The 20,975-nt window shown below is 56.4% G+C and carries 19 protein-coding genes; 18 read left to right on the forward strand and 1 reads right to left on the reverse strand.

What is annotated here, in order from left to right; translation table 11 throughout:
• The first annotated feature begins 139 nt into the window (after window positions 1-139).
• The 5 genes from tldD to ACP15L_RS08650 all read left to right on the forward strand — a co-directional run bounded on the left by tldD (window position 140) and on the right by ACP15L_RS08650 (window position 7,204).
• The gene (tldD, locus tag ACP15L_RS08630; RefSeq protein WP_425083860.1) at window positions 140-1,561 is read left to right on the forward strand and encodes a metalloprotease TldD; all 1,422 of its coding nucleotides are present in this window, start codon (window positions 140-142) and stop codon (window positions 1,559-1,561) included.
• Window positions 1,562-1,800: 239 nt separating this feature from the next.
• Window positions 1,801-2,925: a DNA-processing protein DprA gene (gene dprA, locus ACP15L_RS08635; protein ID WP_425083861.1), complete on the forward strand. Its 1,125-nt coding sequence runs from the start codon at window positions 1,801-1,803 to the stop codon at window positions 2,923-2,925.
• Between the two features lie 180 nt (window positions 2,926-3,105).
• Entirely contained in the window at window positions 3,106-5,757 is a 2,652-nt protein-coding gene (topA, locus tag ACP15L_RS08640; protein ID WP_425083862.1) for a type I DNA topoisomerase, read from the forward strand.
• A gap of 101 nt (window positions 5,758-5,858) precedes the next feature.
• Window positions 5,859-6,563, forward strand: coding sequence for a CoA transferase subunit A (locus ACP15L_RS08645; RefSeq protein WP_419740954.1), 705 nt, complete (start codon window positions 5,859-5,861; stop codon window positions 6,561-6,563).
• Window positions 6,563-7,204 (forward strand): CoA transferase subunit B, encoded by a 642-nt coding sequence (locus ACP15L_RS08650; RefSeq protein ID WP_170477469.1) that lies wholly within the window; start codon window positions 6,563-6,565, stop codon window positions 7,202-7,204. Before ACP15L_RS08645 ends, ACP15L_RS08650 begins: the two co-directional genes overlap by 1 nt.
• Before the next feature lie 33 nt (window positions 7,205-7,237).
• Here ACP15L_RS08650 and ACP15L_RS08655 read toward each other — a convergent pair whose 3' ends face one another.
• Window positions 7,238-8,104: a lytic transglycosylase domain-containing protein gene (locus ACP15L_RS08655; protein WP_425083863.1), complete on the reverse strand. Its 867-nt coding sequence runs from the start codon at window positions 8,102-8,104 to the stop codon at window positions 7,238-7,240.
• 353 nt (window positions 8,105-8,457) lie between these two features.
• On the opposite strand from ACP15L_RS08655, the gene ACP15L_RS08660 reads away from it, so the two are divergent.
• The 13 genes from ACP15L_RS08660 (at window position 8,458) to ACP15L_RS08720 (ending at window position 20,935) form a co-directional block, all read left to right on the forward strand.
• Window positions 8,458-8,697: a Flp family type IVb pilin gene (locus ACP15L_RS08660; protein ID WP_425083864.1), complete on the forward strand. Its 240-nt coding sequence runs from the start codon at window positions 8,458-8,460 to the stop codon at window positions 8,695-8,697.
• A gap of 291 nt (window positions 8,698-8,988) precedes the next feature.
• A complete protein-coding gene (locus ACP15L_RS08665; RefSeq protein WP_170378134.1) occupies window positions 8,989-9,228 on the forward strand; it encodes a pilus assembly protein in 240 nt (79 codons plus the stop codon).
• Window positions 9,229-9,476: 248 nt separating this feature from the next.
• Window positions 9,477-10,385 carry a Flp pilus assembly protein CpaB gene (cpaB, locus tag ACP15L_RS08670; RefSeq protein WP_425083865.1) on the forward strand — a complete coding sequence of 303 codons (909 nt, stop codon included), beginning with the start codon at window positions 9,477-9,479 and terminating at the stop codon, window positions 10,383-10,385.
• A 193-nt stretch (window positions 10,386-10,578) separates the two neighbouring features.
• The gene (locus tag ACP15L_RS08675) at window positions 10,579-11,985 is read left to right on the forward strand and encodes a type II and III secretion system protein family protein (RefSeq protein ID WP_170691138.1); all 1,407 of its coding nucleotides are present in this window, start codon (window positions 10,579-10,581) and stop codon (window positions 11,983-11,985) included.
• A 17-nt stretch (window positions 11,986-12,002) separates the two neighbouring features.
• Window positions 12,003-12,632: an OmpA family protein gene (locus tag ACP15L_RS08680; protein ID WP_425083866.1), complete on the forward strand. Its 630-nt coding sequence runs from the start codon at window positions 12,003-12,005 to the stop codon at window positions 12,630-12,632.
• 199 nt (window positions 12,633-12,831) lie between these two features.
• On the forward strand, window positions 12,832-14,067 hold the full coding sequence (locus ACP15L_RS08685) for an AAA family ATPase (protein WP_425083867.1): 1,236 nt from the start codon (window positions 12,832-12,834) through the stop codon (window positions 14,065-14,067).
• A 24-nt stretch (window positions 14,068-14,091) separates the two neighbouring features.
• Window positions 14,092-15,522, forward strand: coding sequence for a CpaF family protein (locus ACP15L_RS08690; protein WP_425083868.1), 1,431 nt, complete (start codon window positions 14,092-14,094; stop codon window positions 15,520-15,522).
• Window positions 15,523-15,533: 11 nt separating this feature from the next.
• A complete protein-coding gene (locus tag ACP15L_RS08695; RefSeq protein WP_425083869.1) occupies window positions 15,534-16,502 on the forward strand; it encodes a type II secretion system F family protein in 969 nt (322 codons plus the stop codon).
• A 10-nt stretch (window positions 16,503-16,512) separates the two neighbouring features.
• Window positions 16,513-17,487, forward strand: coding sequence for a type II secretion system F family protein (locus ACP15L_RS08700; RefSeq protein WP_425083870.1), 975 nt, complete (start codon window positions 16,513-16,515; stop codon window positions 17,485-17,487).
• Window positions 17,488-17,497: 10 nt separating this feature from the next.
• Window positions 17,498-18,079: a tetratricopeptide repeat protein gene (locus ACP15L_RS08705; protein WP_425083871.1), complete on the forward strand. Its 582-nt coding sequence runs from the start codon at window positions 17,498-17,500 to the stop codon at window positions 18,077-18,079.
• Window positions 18,080-18,109: 30 nt separating this feature from the next.
• On the forward strand, window positions 18,110-18,961 hold the full coding sequence (locus ACP15L_RS08710; RefSeq protein ID WP_170471977.1) for a tetratricopeptide repeat protein: 852 nt from the start codon (window positions 18,110-18,112) through the stop codon (window positions 18,959-18,961).
• A gap of 3 nt (window positions 18,962-18,964) precedes the next feature.
• Window positions 18,965-19,510 carry a prepilin peptidase gene (locus ACP15L_RS08715; RefSeq protein WP_425083872.1) on the forward strand — a complete coding sequence of 182 codons (546 nt, stop codon included), beginning with the start codon at window positions 18,965-18,967 and terminating at the stop codon, window positions 19,508-19,510.
• A gap of 117 nt (window positions 19,511-19,627) precedes the next feature.
• Window positions 19,628-20,935 carry an ATPase gene (locus tag ACP15L_RS08720; RefSeq protein WP_170377831.1) on the forward strand — a complete coding sequence of 436 codons (1,308 nt, stop codon included), beginning with the start codon at window positions 19,628-19,630 and terminating at the stop codon, window positions 20,933-20,935.
• Window positions 20,936-20,975: the final 40 nt, after the last annotated feature.

Raw genomic sequence — 20,975 nt, forward strand, 5'->3', positions numbered from 1 at the left:
AAAAGGTATGAATCGGTGAAACCACACCCGTTGTCTTTGGCCGCGTTAAAAACCATATTCCTGCGGGTAGATAAAGCAAAATGCTTGCGTCAAACAGACGCTATTTTTGATCTGGATCAAACCGGAAAGGTCACAACCCATGACTCAGGCCCCGTTTCGCCCTTTTGAAAGCTCTCTTCCGCATGATGAAGCGCTCTCCATTTTGCAATCGGCGACAGCCGGGGCCGAGGACGGAGAACTGTTTGTCGAACGGAGGAAATCCGAGTCTCTGGTCTTTGACGATGGTCGGTTGAAGACCGCCTCCTACGATGCGTCCGAGGGATTCGGGCTGCGCGCCGTTCAGGGCGAAGTCGCGGGCTATGCACATTCGACGGAGGTTTCGATTCCCGCGTTGAAGCGCGCGTCCGAGACCGCTCGACTGGCCGTCGGCGACGGAGGGGGCACCCTGGCCCAGGCCCCTATGGCAACAAACAAACGCCTCTATACCGATGAAGATCCCATCGAAACCGCCAGCTTCCCGGTCAAAGTCGAGACCCTACGCGAGATCGACGCTTTCGCTCGCGATCTGGACCCTCGCGTTGTGCAAGTCAGCGCCACGATCGCCGCCGCGGTGCAAGAGGTCGAGATCCTGCGCCCCGACGGCGTGCTGGTGCGCGACGTGCGCCCGATGACTCGAGTGAATGTCTCGGTCATCGTCGAGCAGAATGGCCGCCGTGAAAGTGGCTCGGCGGGTGGAGGAGGTCGCGTCGGCCTGAGCGGACTGATCGACCCCGCCGACTGGCAGAACAAGGCGCGAGAGGCCCTGCGGATCGCGTTGGTCAACCTAGATGCCGTCCCCGCCCCGGCCGGAGTGATGGAAGTCGCCTTAGGCCCCGGCTGGCCCGGTATCCTGCTGCACGAAGCCATCGGGCACGGGCTGGAAGGGGATTTCAATCGCAAGGGCAGCTCGGCCTTTGCAGGTCTGATGGGGCAGCAGATTGCCTCCAAGGGCGTGACCGTAGTGGATGATGGCACGATTTCTGATCGGCGCGGCTCGATCACAGTGGATGACGAGGGAACGCCAAGCTCTCGGACTGTGCTGATCGAAGACGGTATCCTGACTGGGTACATGCAAGACCGCCAGAACGCGCGCCTGATGGGCGTCGCGCCTACCGGCAATGGACGGCGCCAGAGCTACGCGCATAAACCGATGCCGCGCATGACCAATACGGTGATGCTAGGCGGCGATTCCGACCCGGCCGCTCTGGTTGCTGATATCAAGGACGGGATCTGGGCCGTGGGTTTCGGTGGCGGTCAGGTCGACATCACCAACGGCAAATTCGTCTTTTCCTGTACCGAGGCCTACCGGGTCGAAAACGGCAAGATCGGCGCTCCGGTCAAAGGCGCGACGCTGATCGGGGATGGACCCTCTGCGCTGAACCGCATCCGTGGGTTGGGCAACGACATGGCGCTGGATCCGGGAATGGGAACCTGCGGCAAGGATGGTCAATGGGTGCCGGTAGGCGTCGGCCAGCCGACGGTTCTGATGGACGGGCTGACCGTCGGAGGCTCCGCCGCCTGAGTCGGAATCACCTGAAGTACGAAAGGCGCAGGGTTAACGCTGCGCCTTTTTGCTAGAGGGGCCGAGGTCAATTGGAAATTCAACCCACGCATCTTAGTGAGGTTTTTGTTTATATAGTTCATATTGTTAGCGGCGTTCCCCAATGGACTCACTAAGAAAATTGCATCTAATTTTCGACGATTTACAGGCTGTTAACCCCGACACCCGTAAACCAGTTCTGCAATCAGGCGGAGCATCGGATGACCGAAGAGCAGCATTCTTCCAATCACCCCCCACTCCCACCCACCACGGAAGAGGATCGGTTTTCGTGGCTCCGCCTATTGCGCTCACGCAAGGTTGGTCCGGCGACGTTTCGTCGGCTGCTAAGCGAACATGGCTCAGCGCAGAACGCGCTGGCCGCGCTGCCTGAAATGGCACGCGCTGCCGGAATAAACGGGTATGAAATCTGCCCTCCCGGCGTGATTGAGGCGGAACTCAAGGCCGCACAAGCCGCCAAAGCGCGGCTTGTGTGCCTTGGGTCCGCTGATTTTCCAAAAGCTCTGCAGGATGTATCTGACGCGCCGCCGCTTCTATGGGCTGTTGGCGATCTTACGATGCTGCAGAAACCCGCAATCGCGATGGTGGGCGCGCGCAATTGTTCCTCGCTCGGCGCGCGCATGGCCCGTGGTCTGGCGAAAGAACTGGGGGATCTCGGCCATATCATTGTCTCTGGTCTTGCCCGAGGGATCGACACCTCGGCCCATATGGCCTCGCTGGAAACCGGCACCATCGCCGTGATGGCCGGAGGGGTTGATGTCATCTACCCGGCCGAGAACACGGACCTGGCGCATAAGATCGGCGAAACAGGCCTGCGCCTCTCAGAGCAACCTATGGGGCTGACACCACAAGCCCGCCACTTTCCGCGCCGCAACCGGATCATTTCAGGATTGGCGCAGGCGGTCGTGGTGGTTGAGGCCGCGGCCAAATCAGGCAGCCTTATCACCGCTCGGGACGCGCTGGACCAAGGGCGCGAAGTTCTCGCCGTTCCCGGCCATCCGTTCGATGCACGGGCCTCTGGATGCAATTTGTTGATTCGGGACGGCGCGACCTTGATCCGATCTGCGGAAGATGTGATCGAAGCCCTGCCCAAGGGAGAAAACCTCGTCCAAACGCGCGGTGAACCCCATGCTCCGCCAACACCGACATGCGCTGTGGCGCTACACGATCAGATCCTGGAACGACTCGGCCCATCGCCCATCGCGGAGGACCAACTGCTGCGCGATATCGCAGCTTCGGCCGGCGATCTTGGTCCCGCTTTGGTAGATCTGGAACTTGAGGGCCGAATCCAGCGTCAACCCGGTGGGCTTTTGTCGCTAGCAAGCTGAAATGGACTTATCGCAACGCAGCACCCCTATGAGGCTTCGCCTGCCCCAAAGGCATATAGGGGGCTGAAATCTAGGGATTTTTCACGCTGCAAAAGGAACGCATTGACATTCCGGCCTTGCCCCACACATTTTGCACGACCATAACAGGCGCCCTATTCGTCGAGCGAGGTTTCCCCTTAAATGCCCGTAGTTGTTGTAGAATCTCCGGCCAAAGCAAAAACAATCAATAAATATCTCGGCCCCGACTACACGGTTCTGGCCTCCTACGGCCATGTTCGGGACCTGCCGCCCAAGGACGGATCGGTCGATACCGACCACGAATTCGAGATGAAGTGGGAGGTCGGCAATGACAGCCGCAAGCACGTCAAAGCCATCGCCGATGCGCTGAAAGAAGACAACGCCCTGATCCTCGCAACCGACCCCGATCGTGAGGGGGAAGCGATCAGTTGGCACTTGCAGGAAGCGCTGACCAAGCGGCGTTCAATCAAGAAAGATACCCCAGTCAGCCGCGTGACCTTCAACGCGATCACCAAAGAGGCCGTCACCCAGGCGATGCAAAACCCGCGCGAGGTCGACATGCCGCTGGTCGAGGCCTATTTGGCCCGCCGCGCGCTGGACTATCTGGTGGGCTTCAACCTGTCGCCGGTTCTGTGGCGCAAATTGCCCGGCGCGAAATCGGCAGGCCGGGTGCAGTCGGTTTGCCTGCGCCTGATCGTTGAACGCGAGATGGAGATCGAGGCCTTCAAGCCGGTCGAATACTGGTCGGTCAAGGCCCTGTTCGAAACGCCACGCGGCCAAACCTACGAGGCGCGCCTAGTCACTTATGCTGGCAAAAAGCTGGACAAACACGATCTGAAAGACGCGACACAGGCAGAGCTGGCAGTTCAGGCCATCATCAGCCGCGCGCTGAGTGTCACCTCGGTCGAGGCCAAGCCTGCGGCACGCAACCCCAGCGCGCCCTTCATGACCTCAACCCTGCAACAGGAGGCTAGCCGCAAGTTCGGCATGGGTGCGCGGCACGCGATGCAAGTGGCGCAACGTCTCTATGAGGCAGGCTACATCACCTATATGCGAACTGACGGCATCGACATGGCCCCCGAAGCGGTCGCCGCCACGCGCGATGCGATCTCGGACCGTTTTGGCGCCGAATATGTGCCGGACAGCCCGCGTATCTACAAGAACAAGGCCAAGAACGCGCAGGAAGCGCACGAGTGTATCCGCCCGACGGACATGACGCGCGATGCAAAAGAGCTGAGGGTGACCGATGAAGATCAGCGCAAGCTCTACGATCTGATCTGGAAGCGCACGATTGCTTGCCAGATGGCTGCTGCGCGCCTGGAACGCACAACCGTTGAAATCGGCAGCGACGATGCTCAGGTCGGCCTGCGCGCGACCGGTCAGGTGGTGCTGTTTGACGGCTTTATGCGCGTTTACGAAGAGGGCCGTGACGATGTGGCAGATGATGATGAAAAGCGCCTGCCTCAGATCATGCAGGGCGATCCGGCGCGGTTTGCCAAGGACTCTCTGATTGGCCAATTCGAAAAGGCGACCGGCGAGGCTCAGGTCACAGAAGGTGCAAAAACCGCGAAAGAAGCGATCCTGTCGGAAAACGATGCCGTTCTGGCGCTGCAACACCACACTCAACCGCCTCCGCGCTATACCGAGGCCACGTTGGTCAAGCGGATGGAGGAACTGGGGATCGGCCGTCCTTCCACTTATGCCTCAATCGTGACCACGATTCAGGACCGCGAATATGTGCGTAAGGACAAGAACCGCCTGATCCCCGAGGAAAAGGGCCGGATCGTTACGATCTTTCTGCTGAACTTCTTCCGCCAATACGTGGGCTATGAGTTCACCGCGAATCTGGAAGAAGAGCTGGACGACGTCAGCGCCGGCGATCGCGACTACAAGGATCTGCTAGGCAAATTCTGGCGCGATTTCTCGGCCGCGATTGGCGAAACGTCTGAGCTGCGAATCTCGGAAGTGCTGGACAAGCTCGACGAAGCGCTGGCTCCGCAATTGTACCCGCCTCGTGAGGACGGGTCGGACCCGCGCATTTGCCCGAAATGTGGGACGGGGCAACTGCATCTAAAAACATCTCGGACCGGCGGGTTCGTGGGCTGCGGCAACTATCCCGAATGCACCTATACGCGCCCCATCGCGGGCGAAGGGGCCGAAGGAGATGAACGTCTTCTCGGTGAGGACGCAGGCGACGAGATCTGGCTGAAATCCGGCCGGTTCGGTCCCTATGTCCAGCGCGGAGAGCCGACGCCCGAGAACAAGAAACCCCCGCGCGCCTCTCTGCCGCGTGGTTGGAGCAAGGATGACATGGACCTTGAGAAGGCCCTGACCCTGCTGTCCCTGCCCCGCCAGATCGGTGAACACCCCGAAGGCGGTATGATCAGCTCGAACTTCGGGCGTTTCGGGCCGTATATCATGCACCAACTGCCGGAAGAGGCGAAACCGGTCTACGTCAATGTCAAAGACCCCAATGACGTGTTCGAGATCGGCATGAACCGCGCGGTCGAGATGCTGGCAGAAAAACGCGCCAATCCGGGACGTGGTCGGCGCGCGGCGGCCGCCCCCCTCAAAGAGCTGGGCGAACACCCTGATGGTGGTGCCATGCAAGTTCTTGATGGGCGCTATGGACCTTATGTGAAGTGGGAAAAGGTCAACGCCACCATTCCCAAGGACATCAAGCCCGAAGATGTGACGCAGGAAATGGCCATCGAATTGGTCAATGAACGCGCCGCAAAGAAGGGAACAAAGAAGAAGGCTGCCCCAAAGAAGAAGGCCGCTGCCAAGAAAACAACTAAGAAAACGGCAAGCTAGGGTTGGATAGGTAGAAATACCACCAGCCCTTTGGATTCGTTGACTTCCCCCTGACGCGGCGGCACAACCTGCCCATCACCATGTCATTGGGGGAGTTTTCCATGAAGAAAATCTATGCCAATGCCTCTGACGCGCTCGACGGAGTGCTTTCGGATGGCATGATGATCGCGGCGGGCGGTTTCGGCCTGTGCGGCATCCCGGAACTGCTGCTCGAGGCGATCAAGGATTCTGGCGCGCAGGATCTGACCTTTGCGTCAAACAATGCAGGCGTCGACGATTTCGGTATCGGCATCCTGCTGCAGACCAAGCAGGTCAAGAAAATGATCAGCTCGTACGTCGGCGAAAACGCGGAATTCATGCGTCAGTACCTTGCCGGAGAGCTTGAGCTGGAATTCAATCCACAGGGCACTCTGGCCGAACGGATGCGCGCAGGTGGCGCAGGCATCCCCGGGTTCTACACGAAAACCGGCGTGGGCACCGTGATCGCCGAGGGCAAGGAACACAAAGACTTCAACGGCGAGACCTACATTCTGGAAGAGGGCATCTTTGCCGATCTGGCCATTGTCAAAGCCTGGAAGGCCGATGACACCGGCAACCTGATCTTCCGCAAGACCGCCCGGAACTTCAACGTGCCTGCCGCGACCTGCGGCAAGATCTGCATCGCCGAAGTCGAAGAGATTGTCCCCCGCGGATCATTGGACCCGGATGCGATCCACCTGCCGGGCATCTATGTGCATCGGATCATTCAGGGCGATCACGAAAAGCGCATTGAACAGCGCACCACCCGTAAGAAGGAGGAAGCATAATGCCCCAGGACATCAAAGGGTGGGATCGGAACCAGATGGCCGCCCGTGCGGCGCAAGAGCTTGAAGACGGCATGTATGTAAACCTCGGCATCGGCATTCCGACGCTGGTGGCAAACTATGTGGGCGACAAGGACATCACTCTGCAATCCGAGAACGGCATGCTGGGCATGGGCCCCTTCCCGTTTGAAGGTGAGGAAGATCCTGACCTGATCAACGCTGGCAAGCAAACCATCACCGAGCTGTCACGCACCGCCTATTTCGACAGCGCGACCTCGTTCGCGATGATCCGGGGTGGTAAGATTGCTGCGGCGGTACTGGGCGCGATGGAAGTGGATGAAGAAGGCGACCTGGCCAACTGGATGATTCCCGGCGTTCTGGTCAAAGGCATGGGCGGCGCGATGGATCTTGTGGCGGGTGTCGGCCGCGTGATCGTGGTGATGGACCACACCAACAAGCACGGCAAATCTAAACTGCTGAAAAAATGTACCCTGCCCCTGACGGGTAAGAAGGTGGTGAATCGTATCATCACCAACCTCGGGGTTCTGGATGTGGTTGAAGGCGGTCTGAAGATCGTTGAGATCGCAGAAGGCGTGACCGAAGACGAGATCCGTGCCGCGACTGAGGCGAACATCGTCAACTAAAACAAAATCTGGGCCTGCTGTGACAGGCAGGCCCTAGTTCAGCGTCTGGAAAACGCACCCATCCGAAGCGTAGACAGGCGGCGTCGCGCAGAGCGCTCGCGCGACCTGAAAAGCCGCAAGCACTTTGGGCACATAATCCCGAGTCTCTGCATAAGGCGGCACACCGCTGTGTTTGCGAACGGCCCCCTCGCCGGCATTGTACCCGGCAAGCGCCAATATCGGGTCGTTGTCGAACTCACCCATCAGCCAATCCAGGTATTTGACCCCACCCGAGATATTCTGAGAGGGCTGGAAGCTGTCCTGCACGCCAAACCGCTCGGCCGTAGCTGGCATCAGCTGCATCAGCCCCTGCGCCCCGGCCGAGCTGACCGCGTCGGCCCGTCCAGCTGATTCCACCGAGATGACCGCCAGCACGAGCGCAGGTGAAACATTGGTGCCAATGGTCGAGCGTAGGATATCGCGCCCTTGGTTGTTCACGATACCCTGCAGGGTCTGCAAACGGGGTGTCGAGACGCTTGTAGCGGCCAGGGCGTTGATCGCCGAATCTAGCCTACCCGGTCCGGCTTGTGCCAGTTCGGGCGAGATTTTCTCCCAAAACGCTTTATAAGCGCCTTTCGGCGGCGCCTTGGACGCAACTTTGGGCGTGGTCGACGGCGGCACTTTGGCACGTTTGATGATATCGGGGACCACAAGCTCTGATCCCGTGCTGGGAGCCGAGGGTCTGGATGCATGTTCTTCAGCAGAAATCTGGATATTGATCTTTGGCCGCTGACCCGGCTGGGGCGCCTTGATCCTTTTATAGACACCACGCGGTTCGACCTCATCGGCGCGTACGGTGTCTGGCGTGCATACCAGAAACGCCATTACGCCGGCGCATTTTACTGCGTCCCGGAGATTCATTTGCCTGCCTCATGTTTTCGTTTTGATTGATTTGAACCCCGAATCTTCGCGTAAAGCCAGAAAAACCAAGCAAATTGGGGCAGTTTCGCCTCATTTGCCGCAAAATTGCATCGCTCTGGGGGTGAGTCAAAAAACCCAAAACATTTTTAATCATTTATTTTCAATGATTTATCACTTTCATGACTAAAAAGTTAAGCCTCGAGCAAAATTTTCCCTGTTTGGCCTAATTCCTGCCACGCACAACAGGCAAACATAGATGCATACCGAGACGATCGGGAGCGGACTGAGAGAGAAAGCTCTGAAAGACGCCGAGGTTTAGACCACTTTTTTTGATCCTTTAGGAGGGACGTAACATGATCAAGTTCATCAAGAACTTCCGCAAAGACGAAGACGGCGCAGTAACAGTTGACTGGGTTGTTCTGACCGCAGCTGTCATTGGCCTGGGTACCGTTGCCTACACCCAGATTTCGGGTGGTGCAGTTGGCCTCGCAACAGACGTTAACACTGCTCTGTCGGGCGCAACCATCAGCACTGGTACAAATAACGGTACCGCAGGTGGTATCACCGGTGAAGGCACAAACGGCGGCAGCTAATATCAAGTCAAAGTTGCCAAGCTTTGCAAACAAAGCGTCGCGTCGGAAATCGGCTCGGCGCTTTTTTAATGGGCATCACAAATCGCACGGCGCTCGTCTTTTCTTAAGTTTCGGTTCCCATAATTTCTTCTTTTGAAATACGACCTGCAATGAATGCGGCATAAAAATCACTTTTCCGCCCAACTCACGCCATCGCGGCGCAGCTACAATAGCGAGACTTGCCGAACGAGACACCTGTGAATGATCTCTCGCAAGGCAAAGCCATGACTCGACGGCCTTAATAGGTGTATGATGAAAAAGATACTTGGAACATTTAAGACCTCAGAAGAAGGTGCGGTCACCGTTGACTGGGTCGTTTTGACCGCGTTGATCATAGGCCTCGCAACACTTCTTTATTTTGCAATTTCAACCGCAACCGTTGGCCTGAGCGGGAACACGAACACGGCTCTTAGCAGTTCCGTCGTCAGCACCGGCACATCGGCAGGTGGCAGTGGCGGTTTTACCACTGCTGGTACCGCAGGCGGCAACTGATCGCACCAAACACGGCAAGAGGTCTAAGCCAGACAATCGCCATCAAAGGATGGCGATTTTGTTTGTTTTGCATGTCTTGTTGGGATGGTTGTTTGCAAACAGATTCAGGCGTGTCCCGACCTCAAAAATCTGCACGAAAAGTCTGATTTGTCCCACATTTCGACACAATTAGGCATTACTCATACAATGAACAAATTTGATCCTCTGGCTTTTGAAAGCAAAGCCAGTCAGAAATATGAGGTGGATGTATGCGAGCGGTATTCGGACTTGTCCTTATTGTTGGGCTAGCTCTGGCTGGCGGCGCTGTCTACATGGCGCGGAACTATATCGCTGCCTATCAGGACGAACTCGCCCGTGAGCGACAAGCTGCGGCAGCAGCGTTAGAGGCAGCTGCAGCAGAAAACGCGGCTATCGAAGTGATTCCGACCGTAAGTGTCGTTGTATCAAACCGAACCCTGAAATACGGAGAGCGTCTTGTAGAAGACGACGTGCGCGTCGTTGATTGGCCAGAAAACGCGATCCCAGAAGGCAGCTTCACCGATCTGGCTGTTCTATTCCCTGAGACTGCTGGTAAAGACCGTTTTGTTCTTCGCACGATGGAAAAAGACGAAGCACTAATGGAAGTTAAAGTCACCCAACCCGGCGAAGGGGCAGGTCTAACGTCTCAATTGGACAAAGGCATGCGCGCTTTCGCGATTCGGGTTGACGTGGCTTCGGGCGTTTCCGGCTTCTTGCGCCCTGGGGACTTTGTCGACGTCTACTGGACCGGTTCGCGTCGCGGGACTACCGCCGAAGCGAACGGCGAGATCACTCGCCTGATTCAGCCCCGAGTTGAACTGATCGCCATTGACCAAATCGCAGGCACGGATGTAACCGGAACGACCATCGCGCGTACGATCACCGTTGCGGTCACACGTGAACAGGTTGCTGTACTCACTCAGGCGCAGAACACTGGCAGACTTACGCTTGCCCTTGTCGGAATCGAAGACGAAACCGTGTCATCCGAAGTTATTGAGATCGACCAACGCGCTTTGCTCGGGGTTGTCGAGGAAGAAGCTGCCCCGGTCCCAGAACGCGTAGAACAACCGGTGTGTAAAACTCGAATCCGTCGCGGCGGCAGTGACATAGCAGATGACGTAATCGCCTGCACAAACTGACGCCTATTCAGGACCTTACACCTGCTGAGCCGCGCATTAAGCGCGGCTCTTTTCATTCTTATGTTGCCAATTGCCCACATAAGGAAACTTCCGGAAACCCTTGATTATTGCAATAAATTCCGTTTTCGCGCAGAGTTTCGCCTATAGGGCATAAGACCCATAAAAACGAGGCGTGATCGGAGAGGCAGGTCACATGAAAATACGTTCCTGGATCAGCGCAACCCTGCTGGGGTTGTCGCTCGTTGTAAGCCCAGTCGGCGATGCCGCTTGGGCCGAAACTCTTCGCGTGGTGAAAAAGGGCACAGTGGAAACGCTGGAAGTACCTGTAAACCGCGCGATCGTTGTTGAAAGTGAAGAGCCGTTTGCCGAACTGAGTATCGCGAATGCCGGCATTGCTGACATCTCGTCGCTTTCAGATCGCACGATTTATGTTTTGGGTAAGGCGCCCGGTCTGACGACGCTTACTCTGTTCGATGGCGCGGGCATGCTTCTGGCCAATGTTAGGGTGCGCGTAGCCCCAGACATTACAGAGTTCAAAGAACGCCTGCGGCAGATTCTGCCTAATGAGCAAATCGAAGTGCGCACAGCCAATGATGGAATCGTTTTGTCCGGGACAGTCTCGGGCTCAGCCAAACTTGCCCGTGCTCTGGAACTGGCGGAACGCTATGCCCCGGATCGGGTGTCAAACCTGATGTCGGTTGGCGGCGTTCAGCAAGTCATGCTGAAGGTGCGCTTTGCGGAAATGAACCGCTCGGTTGCGAAAAACCTGTCAACATCGCTTGGCTTTGGCGGCGGTGACGTTACAGCGGGTTTCAACACCCTCAACACCCAGGGTGCGTTGAGTAATGCTCTGGCGAACAACATTCCGATTTCGCAATCCAATACTGGTGCAATTCTGTTCGGTTTTGGCGCCGGATCAACGCAAGTGCGACTGCTGATTGAAGCCCTTGAAACCAAGGGATTGGCACGTACTCTGGCAGAACCAAACTTGTCCGCCCTTTCGGGTCAGCAAGCGACCTTCCTCGCCGGTGGTGAAGTCCCGATTCCAGTTCCTCAGGATGACGGTGTTGTCGCCATCGAATACCGTGCGTTCGGTGTTGAAATCGATTTCATTCCGCGCGTGGTCGACGGTGATCTTATCAACTTGGAACTTGGTACAGCGGTATCGAGCATTGATGAGTCTTCGGACTTTACGATCAACGGCGATTCGGTGCCAAGCTTCATTACCCGCCAGACCTCAACTACCATTGAACTACGCGACGGTGAAAGCTTTGCAATCGCGGGCCTCATTCAAGATGACTTCGCAGATCTGAGCAATCAGGTGCCATGGTTAGGCGACGTTCCTGTTCTGGGCACCTTGTTCCGAAGCGCTCAATACCAGCGTGAACAGAGTGAGTTGGTTATCATCATCACTGCGCATCTGGTCACGCCGACCCGTGGGGAAACACTTGCTTTGCCGACAGATCGAGTAAAACCCCCCAGCGAGTTTGACCTGTTTATAAACGGTCGCGTCGCTCGGACCGAGCGCGCAGGCGCAGGTGGCGCATCGGAAGTGGCCAAGCAAGATTTTGGCAGTTCCTATGGCTATATTCTGGATTGATGAGGAGGTTAGGACCAATGAAAACGTTGATACTCACCTTAGGTCTTTCGGTCGCAGTTACCGCATGTACACGCGAAGCCGGGTATGAAATTGATGCGGGAACCTTTGGCAATGCGACGCTGAATAACTCGCAGGTCATGAACGGTGAACTGACATACGCTCAGATTCTGAGCCGTCGGTTCGCATCTGAAGTGCCTAGCCAGGTGAACTTTGCCTTCAACAGCTCACAACTGGATGCATCGGCCCAGCGAATTCTGTTGCAGCAGGCGGATTGGATCAAACAATTCCCCGAAGCACGTTTTCGTGTTTATGGCCACACGGACGCAGTTGGCTCCGCCAGCTACAACAAGAGCCTTGGCTTGCGTCGGGCACAGGCTGTTGTGTCCTTCTTTGCCCAACAGGGAATCTCGCGGTCACGACTAGAGGCGGTGGTTTCTTTCGGCAAAACGCGCCCACTAGTTGCTACAACGAATCGCGACCGCCGGAATCGCCGGACGGTAACCGAGGTTTCGGGCTTTGTGGATCGCTTACCGCAGACGCTGGATGGCAAGTACGCTGATATCATCTACCGCGAATACGTCGAAAGCGCGACTTCGATATCAGCTATCCAAGAGGTCGAAGCCACAGGCGGCGACGGTGGTGGATAATCCCATCTGAACGGGCGGCATCGTCGCCCGTTTCCCTACAATTGGTTCTTTTGCGCCAAATTCTCGCCCAACTTCCAAGCAACATTGTGAACAATAGGGTGACCTGCGGGCAAAATTGACCGCATTGGGGCGACAGCAAATCTACCCGAGCGTAAACGTTCGCAAGAAATGCCAAGCCCTCTCTACGAGGATTGTGTATATGAGTAGCGCGACGCCGCAAGACAACGACTCGGGAATTCTGGCCTGCACGATCAGCCGGGATGTCCAGAACTTTGATCTATTGATCGAAGACATGGAAACCATTCTGGGTGAGCGTTGGGGCGATCTTGGCTTTGCCGAAGCTCTCGCGTTTTTCAGCCAACCCGAAGCGGAAACACTGGAATTCGTCGCCTTGGCCATTGATGGTGAAGATGAAGACAACCTCTCGTTGATGGGCGAAATCATCACCCAGGCAAAAGACAAGAAGATCAAAGTGGTGCTTATTGCCGAGGACGTGACCCCCGCCTCGCTACACCAGCTTTTGCGCAAAGGCGCGGATGAATTTGTCCCCTACCCGCTTCCTGAAGGCGAACTGAACGAAGCTATCGAGCGAATGAACAAGCCCGATCCCGTGGTTGCAGCACAAGCAGCCTCTGCCAATCTGACCAGTGGCGAATCAAAAGAAGGCGCTCTGTTCGTTGTACAAGGTCTGGCGGGCGGTGTCGGCTCCACGACACTGGCTGTAAATCTGGCTTGGGAACTCGCCACAATCTCGGACAAGGACGCGCCTTCTGTCTGTCTGATCGACCTGGATCTGCAATACGGCACGGTCTCGACCTATCTAGACCTGCCCCGCCGTGAAACCGTTTTCGAGATGCTGTCTGACACTGCGTCAATGGACGATGAGGTCTTCTCTCAAGCGCTTCAAAGCTATGAAGAAAAGATGCAGGTTCTGACGGCTCCATCCGACATGGTGCCGTTGGATCTGATCACACCCGAAGACATCCAGCGCGTGATAGATACGGCGCGCAAGCATTTCGACTATGTGATCGTGGACATGCCCAAGACATTGGTTTTGTGGTCAGAAACCGTTCTTCAGGCTGCTCATGTTTATTTCGCCATGATCGAACTGGACATGCGCTCGGCTCAGAACGCGTTGCGTCTGAAACGCGCCTTGCAGGCCGAAGAGCTGCCGTTCAACAAATTGCGTTTCGCCCTAAACCGGGCCCCGAAATTCACCGATCTGAACGGTAAAGGGCGCATCAAGCGTATGGGCGAAAGCCTCGGAATCTCGATCGACCTGCAATTGCCCGATGGGGGCAAGCCGGTGATGCAAAGTGGCGATCATGGCCTCCCATTGGCCAGTTCAGCCGCCAAAAACCCGCTGCGTCGCGAAATCGCCAAGCTTGCAAAGTCGCTCCACAGCCTCGGCAGCAACGACGCCGAGGCCGCGTAACACAGACCCAAGGGAAGAGCCGCCATGTTTTCCAGATACAAGAAAGCGTCTGACGCGCAGCCGGTCGAAACGCCGGCCAAAGCGCCCGAGGCGGCTCCTGCAGCTCCAACAGCAACGGCAGTTGCACGCAAGCCCGCTCAGAAGAAAGCAGGCGAGGTCACGAGCGCTGACCGCGACCGCAAACGGAAAGAGCGCCTGAGTGAGATCAAGATTGAACTGCACCGGGAGCTACTGGAAAACCTGAACCTCGCCGCCCTTGAAAACGCGGGTGAGGCCGAGCTTCGCACCGAGATCAGCGCAATTGCCAGCGAGGTTCTGGAAGCTAAAAGCATCGTTTTGAACCGAGACGATCGCACTCAGCTGAACAAAGAGCTTTATGACGAGGTCACAGGCCTCGGCCCGCTTGAAACCTTGCTGCGCGATGAAACGGTCAACGATATTCTGGTGAACGGCCCGCAACAGATTTTTGTCGAACGTGCGGGAAAGCTAGAACTCAGCGATATTACGTTTAAGGACGAAAAACACCTGATGCGGATCATCGACAAGATCGTGTCCGCTGTGGGTCGTCGTGTCGATGAATCCAACCCTTATGTTGACGCCCGTCTGGCCGATGGCTCGCGTTTCAACGCGATGGTCCCTCCGATCGCTGTAGATGGCTCGCTGGTCTCGATTCGTAAGTTCAAAAAAGACAAGCTAGGTATTGATGATCTGGTCAATTTCGGCGCGTTCACCGAAGAAATGGCCGCCTATCTTCAAGCCGCCGTTTCGACACGCCTGAATATCATCGTCTCGGGCGGTACGGGTTCCGGCAAAACGACCACTCTGAACGCGCTTTCGAGCTTTATTGACGACGCTGAACGTATATTGACCATCGAGGATACGGCGGAACTTCAACTTCAGCAGACCCATGTAGGCCGGATGGAAAGCCGTCCACCAAACGTTGAAGGAAAAGGTGAGGTCAGCCCCCGCGACTGTCTGAAAAACGCCCTGCGGATGCGTCCCGACCGCATCATCGTGGGTGAGACTCGTGGCGCCGAGGTGATCGACATGCTGCAGGCCATGAACACCGGCCACGACGGCTCGATGACCACAATCCACGCAAACTCGGCAAGGGATGGTATCTCGCGTCTCGAGAACATGATCGCGATGGCGGGGATCGAAATGCCGATCAAGGCGGTTCGCAGCCAGATCTCAAGCGCTGTGAACCTGATCGTACAGGCCAGTCGTTTGCAGGATGGCTCGCGTCGCATGACCTCGATCACCGAAATTACCGGGATGGAAGGCGATGTGATTTCGATGCAAGAAATCTTTCGTTTCCAACGCGTTGGCCTGACACCCGATAACAAAATCATTGGTCATTTCACCGCCACCGGCGTGCGCAGCCACTATTCCGAGCGCTTCCGCCTGTGGGGCTTTGACCTGCCCTCGTCCATCTACGACCCAACCACAATGTAGGAGATTACGACATGCAATTGCCTATGGAGGCTCTCATCTATGTCGCCATCTTCGTGGGCGTTCTTGCCCTAGTGGAAGGCATCTATCTTGTAGCGTTCGGCAAATCCATCAGCCTGAACAGCCGGGTCAACCGTCGTCTGGACATGCTCGACAAGGGTGCGGGCCGCGAGCAAGTTCTGGAACAGCTGCGCAAGGAAATGCAGCAGCATATGAAAACGCAGAGCATCCCTCTGTATTCGCTACTTGCTGACAAGGCCCAAAAGGCTGCTATCGCGTTTACGCCAAGACAACTGATCATGATCATGGGTCTTGTTTCGGCCGCGGCTTTTGTAGCTCTCAGCATTGGTACGGCAACAGATACGGTCTTGCGCACAGCTATTTCTATTGCCATCGGCGTCGGTGCTGTTTTCATGTGGGTCAGTAGAAAAGCCAATAAACGCATGAGCATGATCGAAGAGCAGCTTCCCGACGCGGTTGAGCTGATGGTCCGCTCGCTACGGGTCGGCAACCCTTTTGTGTCTTCGGTCCAGATCGCGGCGAACGAGGTTCAGGATCCCCTTGGGACCGAACTGGGCATCATCGCCGATGAATGCGCCTATGGTCGAGATGTGGGCGAGGCGCTCAAAGACATGGCCGAGCGCTTGGACATGCAGGATTTGCGCTTTCTCGCGGTCGCAGTCGGTATTCAGCAACAGTCAGGTGGCAACCTGGCTGAAATTTTGGCCGGCCTAGCACAGGTGATCCGAGCCCGTTTCCGCTTGTTCCGCAGGGTCAAAGCGATCACCGCCGAGGCGCAGTGGTCCGGAAAGTTCCTGTCGGGTTTCCCAATAGCATGCCTCATCTTCATTCTGGTCAAAGACCCCGGCTATTATGACGAAGTGCTGGATCACCCGTGGTTCATTCCGCTGTGTTTCTTTGTCGGCATCATGCTGACACTCAACCTGATCGTCATGAAGATCATTACCAACATCAAGGTCTGAGGTCAGTTCAATGGAATTCCTAACCTCCATCAACAATGTCTTAACACAACACCTTGGTGAGTTCGGCCCCCTGATCGTGGTTGGCGTACTTGGTTTCGTGTTGATTGCCGTGGCCGTTCTGCTGATGCTAAACCAGCCGGAAGATCCGCTAAAGAAGCTGCAACGCAGCACGACGCCGCCGCGGAAAGAGAAAAAAACCAAAAAAGACCAACTGCGAAACGGCGGTCGGAATGAACAGCTCGAGAAATTTGCCACTTTCCTTGAGCCCAAGAGTGAAGAGGAGCTTTCCGCCGTTCAATTGACGATGCGGCAGGCTGGCTACCAGTCGAAAGATGCCGTTCGTTTCTATCACTTTGCGCAGTTCGCGCTTGGCATATTAGGCATTTTGTTCGGAGTGCTGTGGGTAACGGTGTTCTCGGGCGGTCAGGAATTCACCGGAACACAATTGTTGATCCGCGTTCTGATCCCCGGCGCAATTGGCTACTATATCCCCAAATATTGGATTACACGCCGCGTGGAAGAGAGAAAACAGGCCATCACAGCGGCCTTTCCAGACACGTTGGACTTGATGCTGGTCTGCGTCGAAGCTGGTCAATCCCTAGATCAGGCTATCGTTCGAGTGGCGTCGGAAATGAAAAGCTCCTACCCCGAGATTTCTCAGGAATTCGAGGTTGTGGCATATGAGATGAAAGCCGGTAAAGACAAAGACACAGTTCTGCGTGATTTCGGAACCCGCTGCGGGGTTCAAGACGTCAGGGCGTTTGTGACCGTAATGATCCAATCCGCCACATTCGGTACCTCCATCGCCGAAGCCCTGAGGGTTTATGCCGGTGAAATGCGTGACAAACGCGTGATGCGCGCGGAAGAAGCGGCTAACAAGTTGCCTACCAAGATGACTCTGGTCACAATGATGCTGACGGTACCACCGCTGCTGGTTATTCTGGTCGGACCGTCTGCAGGTGTCATTGCGGAATTCGGAAAGTGAAGTAGCTTCGATGCAACCAGAAAAAGGCTGTGCCTTACGTAGGCTTCGCCGAAGTTTTCAGGCCATCATGGTTTTCGCCATGGTGGCCTCTTGCACGGAAGCGAGCCTGTCGGATGACCTCGATGCGCCGGGTATAGATCCGACGGGACAGGCCGCAGACAACATCACCGTTGGAAACCGCCTGATGGCTGCGGGAGAATACGAGCTGGCCCTCGACAGCTTTACCCGCGCCGCGCTGGAACAAGGGATGACGCCGCAGGTTCTGACCTCATTGGGGACCGCAAATCTGGGGCTGCGTCGTTTGGGGCAGGCCGAAACCCTTCTGCGCCGCGCGGTCGAGGATGACACGGACTGGCCCATCGCTTGGAACAATTTGGGTGTCCTGCTGATGGAAACGCGACAATACCCCGAAGCGGAACAGGTGTTTCGACGGGCGTTTGCCTTGGACAATGGCGAAAGTGACGCAATCCGCGACAATCTTCGCTTAGCTATCGCAAAAATGGAAAATCCTGTTAATAATACTGACCAAGAACAAGAATATACGCTGGAGCAGCTAGGCGACGGGCAATTTTCGCTACGCAAAATCCAGTAACCGAGGCAAGAGCAGTAAAAGGACGCAAAAATGCGCCAACAATTCTTGATTCCGTCACTCGTGGTCACTGGGTTGATCCTGTCCGCCTGTGCAAAAGAAACCGAAGAGGAAAAGGTTGAACGTACATTTCAGGAAGTGAACGTCATTGACGAAACCAACCTGAACGACGTGCTTCTGACCGCCGCCGACCCCAACGAGGCAGTCACTTATTTCCATAATGCCGCCGCCAAAAACCCGGACCGGATCGACCTGCAGCGCGGGCTTGCGATCTCGCTGGGTCGCGCCAAACGCTCGACCGAGGCGGCCGCTGCGTGGAAACGCGTGACGACCATGAACGGTGCCAATGCGGCCGACCGGGTCGAATACGCGGATGCGCTGGTGCGCAATGGGGATTGGAACACAGCCCACACCGTTTTGAACTCGGTCCCACCGACTCATGAGTCGTTCAAGCGCTACCGGCTTGAAGCCGTCGTCGCGGATTCTCGCAAAGAATGGAAACGCGCTGATCACTTCTATGAAACGGCTGTGGGCCTGACCACCCGCCCGGGTGGGGTGATGAACAACTGGGGCTATTCCAAGCTGACGCGCGGGCAATATGCCGAGGCCGAACGCCTGTTCACCGAAGCCGTCCGCCAGGACAAGAGCTTGTTTACAGCCAAGAACAATCTGGTTCTGGCCCGGTCGGCGCAGGGGAATTACAGCCTGCCAGTGGTGCCCATGACACAGGTTGAGCGCGCCCGGCTGTTGAACACGATGGCAATTTCCGCTGTGAAACAAGGGGATACGGCGACCGGCAAGAACCTCCTCCGCGAAGCGATTGCGACACATCCCCAGCATTTCGATGAAGCCGTCCGCTCGCTTCGCGCGCTCGAGGAAAGCTGACACATGGCGATACCGGCCTATGCGGCAGCATGGTTTCTGCCCTTTGTGCTGCCGATCTGCTTTTACGTCGCGTTCACGGATATGCGTGAAATGAAGATCAAGAACCACGCCGTAGCGGCGTTGGTTCTGGTCTATATCGTCGTTGGGCTGTTTGTGCTGCCTCCGTGGTCGACGGGGCTGATGGGAGGGCAGATCGGCCCTCTTGATATCGCGTTGCCTATCTATGTCTGGCAATTCCTGCATATCTTCGTGGTTCTGCTTGCCGGTATCATCCTGAACGCCGCCGGAGCGATGGGCGCCGGCGATGCCAAATTTCTGGCCGCAGCCGCTCCGTTCATCTGGTTCGCAGATATGGTTCTGCTCATGGCTATTTTGATGGCCTGTACTTTGGGGGCGGTAGCGACCCACCGTTTGGCCAAGCACACAAGGCTGCGCACAATTGCCCCACATTGGGATAGTTGGGACAAAGGCAAAAAGTTCCCGATGGGGCTGGCCCTGTCCGGTTCGCTTGCCATGTATCTGATTCTTGGGACTGTTCTCGGATCGTAAACTATCATCTGCGCGCCTTGTCGCTGCCTTGGTCCCGCCACAAAGCTGCGCCAGATTTCACACAACTGGCCCGCTTTGGGGCTTTTGGTGTGACATCAGAACAGACGAGTCCCGCTCATGAATATGCAGACCTCAGCAGTTATGGCGCCCCCTGCCCCGAAGGGCCTGGGTGAAATGCAGCTCCCGCTTGTGATGATGCGGGACATTTTGCTGAAGACGATCTTTCGCAAGAATGCCAGCACCGTGACCGAAGTGGCCGAGGCTATCTGCCTGCCCGGCTCAGTCACGCAGGAACTGATCGACATTGCGCGTGACCAAAAATTGCTTGAAGCCACAGGCACCCTGAACGCCAATAGCGGCAATGAGATGGGATATCAGCTGACCGACGCCGGCAAGGCCCGTGCGTTGGACGCGCTCAGCCAGTCGGAGTATTTCGGTGCGATGCCCGTACCACTGGATGTGTATCGCGAGCAGGTCAAACGCCAGTCGATCCGCAATATTCAGGTCACGCGAGACCAACTGACCAATGCGATGGGCCATCTGGTTTTGCCCGACAGCCTGCTGGATCACCTCGGCCCCGCGGTCAGCGCAGGCCGTTCGATCCTGATGTATGGCCCGCCGGGGAATGGTAAGTCCTCGATCTCGAACGGTATTCGGGATGCATTGGGTGACAATGTCTATGTCCCCTACGCTATCGAATATGCCGGTCAGGTGATCACCGTTTATGACCCGATCGTACATACCGCGATTGAGCAGGAGCCTGACGACCCCAACAGCCTGCGCCGCCGCAAGCGGTTCGATTCGCGCTATGTTCAGTGCGAACGCCCAACCGTTGTGACCGGTGGTGAATTGTCGCTGAGCATGCTGGACTTGGTCTACAACCCCACCGCGCGGACCTATCAGGCCCCACTGCAGCTGAAATCGACCGGCGGTATCTTTATCGTGGACGACCTTGGACGACAGGCCGAACCCCCTCAAGCCCTCGTCAACCGCTGGATTGTTCCACTGGAAGAGAACAAGGATATCCTCGGCCTGCAATCGGGTGAAAAGTTCGAGGTTCCCTTCGACACGCTGGTCATCTTCTCGACCAACTTCCACCCGAATGAGATCTTCGACCAAGCGGCCCTGCGCCGGATCTTCTTCAAGATCAAGATTGATGGTCCGAACCAAGAGAACTTCCTGAAGATCTTCGCAATGGTCGCCCGCAAACGCGGCATGCCGCTGGATGAGGCCGCGTTGGTGCATCTTTTGAAGGTGAAATACCCGACCATCGACAACATCTATGCGAACTACCAGCCAATCTTCCTGATCGACCAGATGATCTCGATCTGTGAGTTCGAGGGCATTCCTTATCAGATGAGCCCCGACCTGATCGACCGTGCCTGGGCCAACATGTTCGTCAAAGACGAGAAAATCGTCAAATAACGCCGTGCCATTTCCGGAGTGACAGGGGTAGTCTGCGCAC

This window comes from Ruegeria profundi (assembly GCF_049800715.1).
GTDB classification, from domain to species: Bacteria; Pseudomonadota; Alphaproteobacteria; order Rhodobacterales; family Rhodobacteraceae; genus Ruegeria; species Ruegeria profundi_A.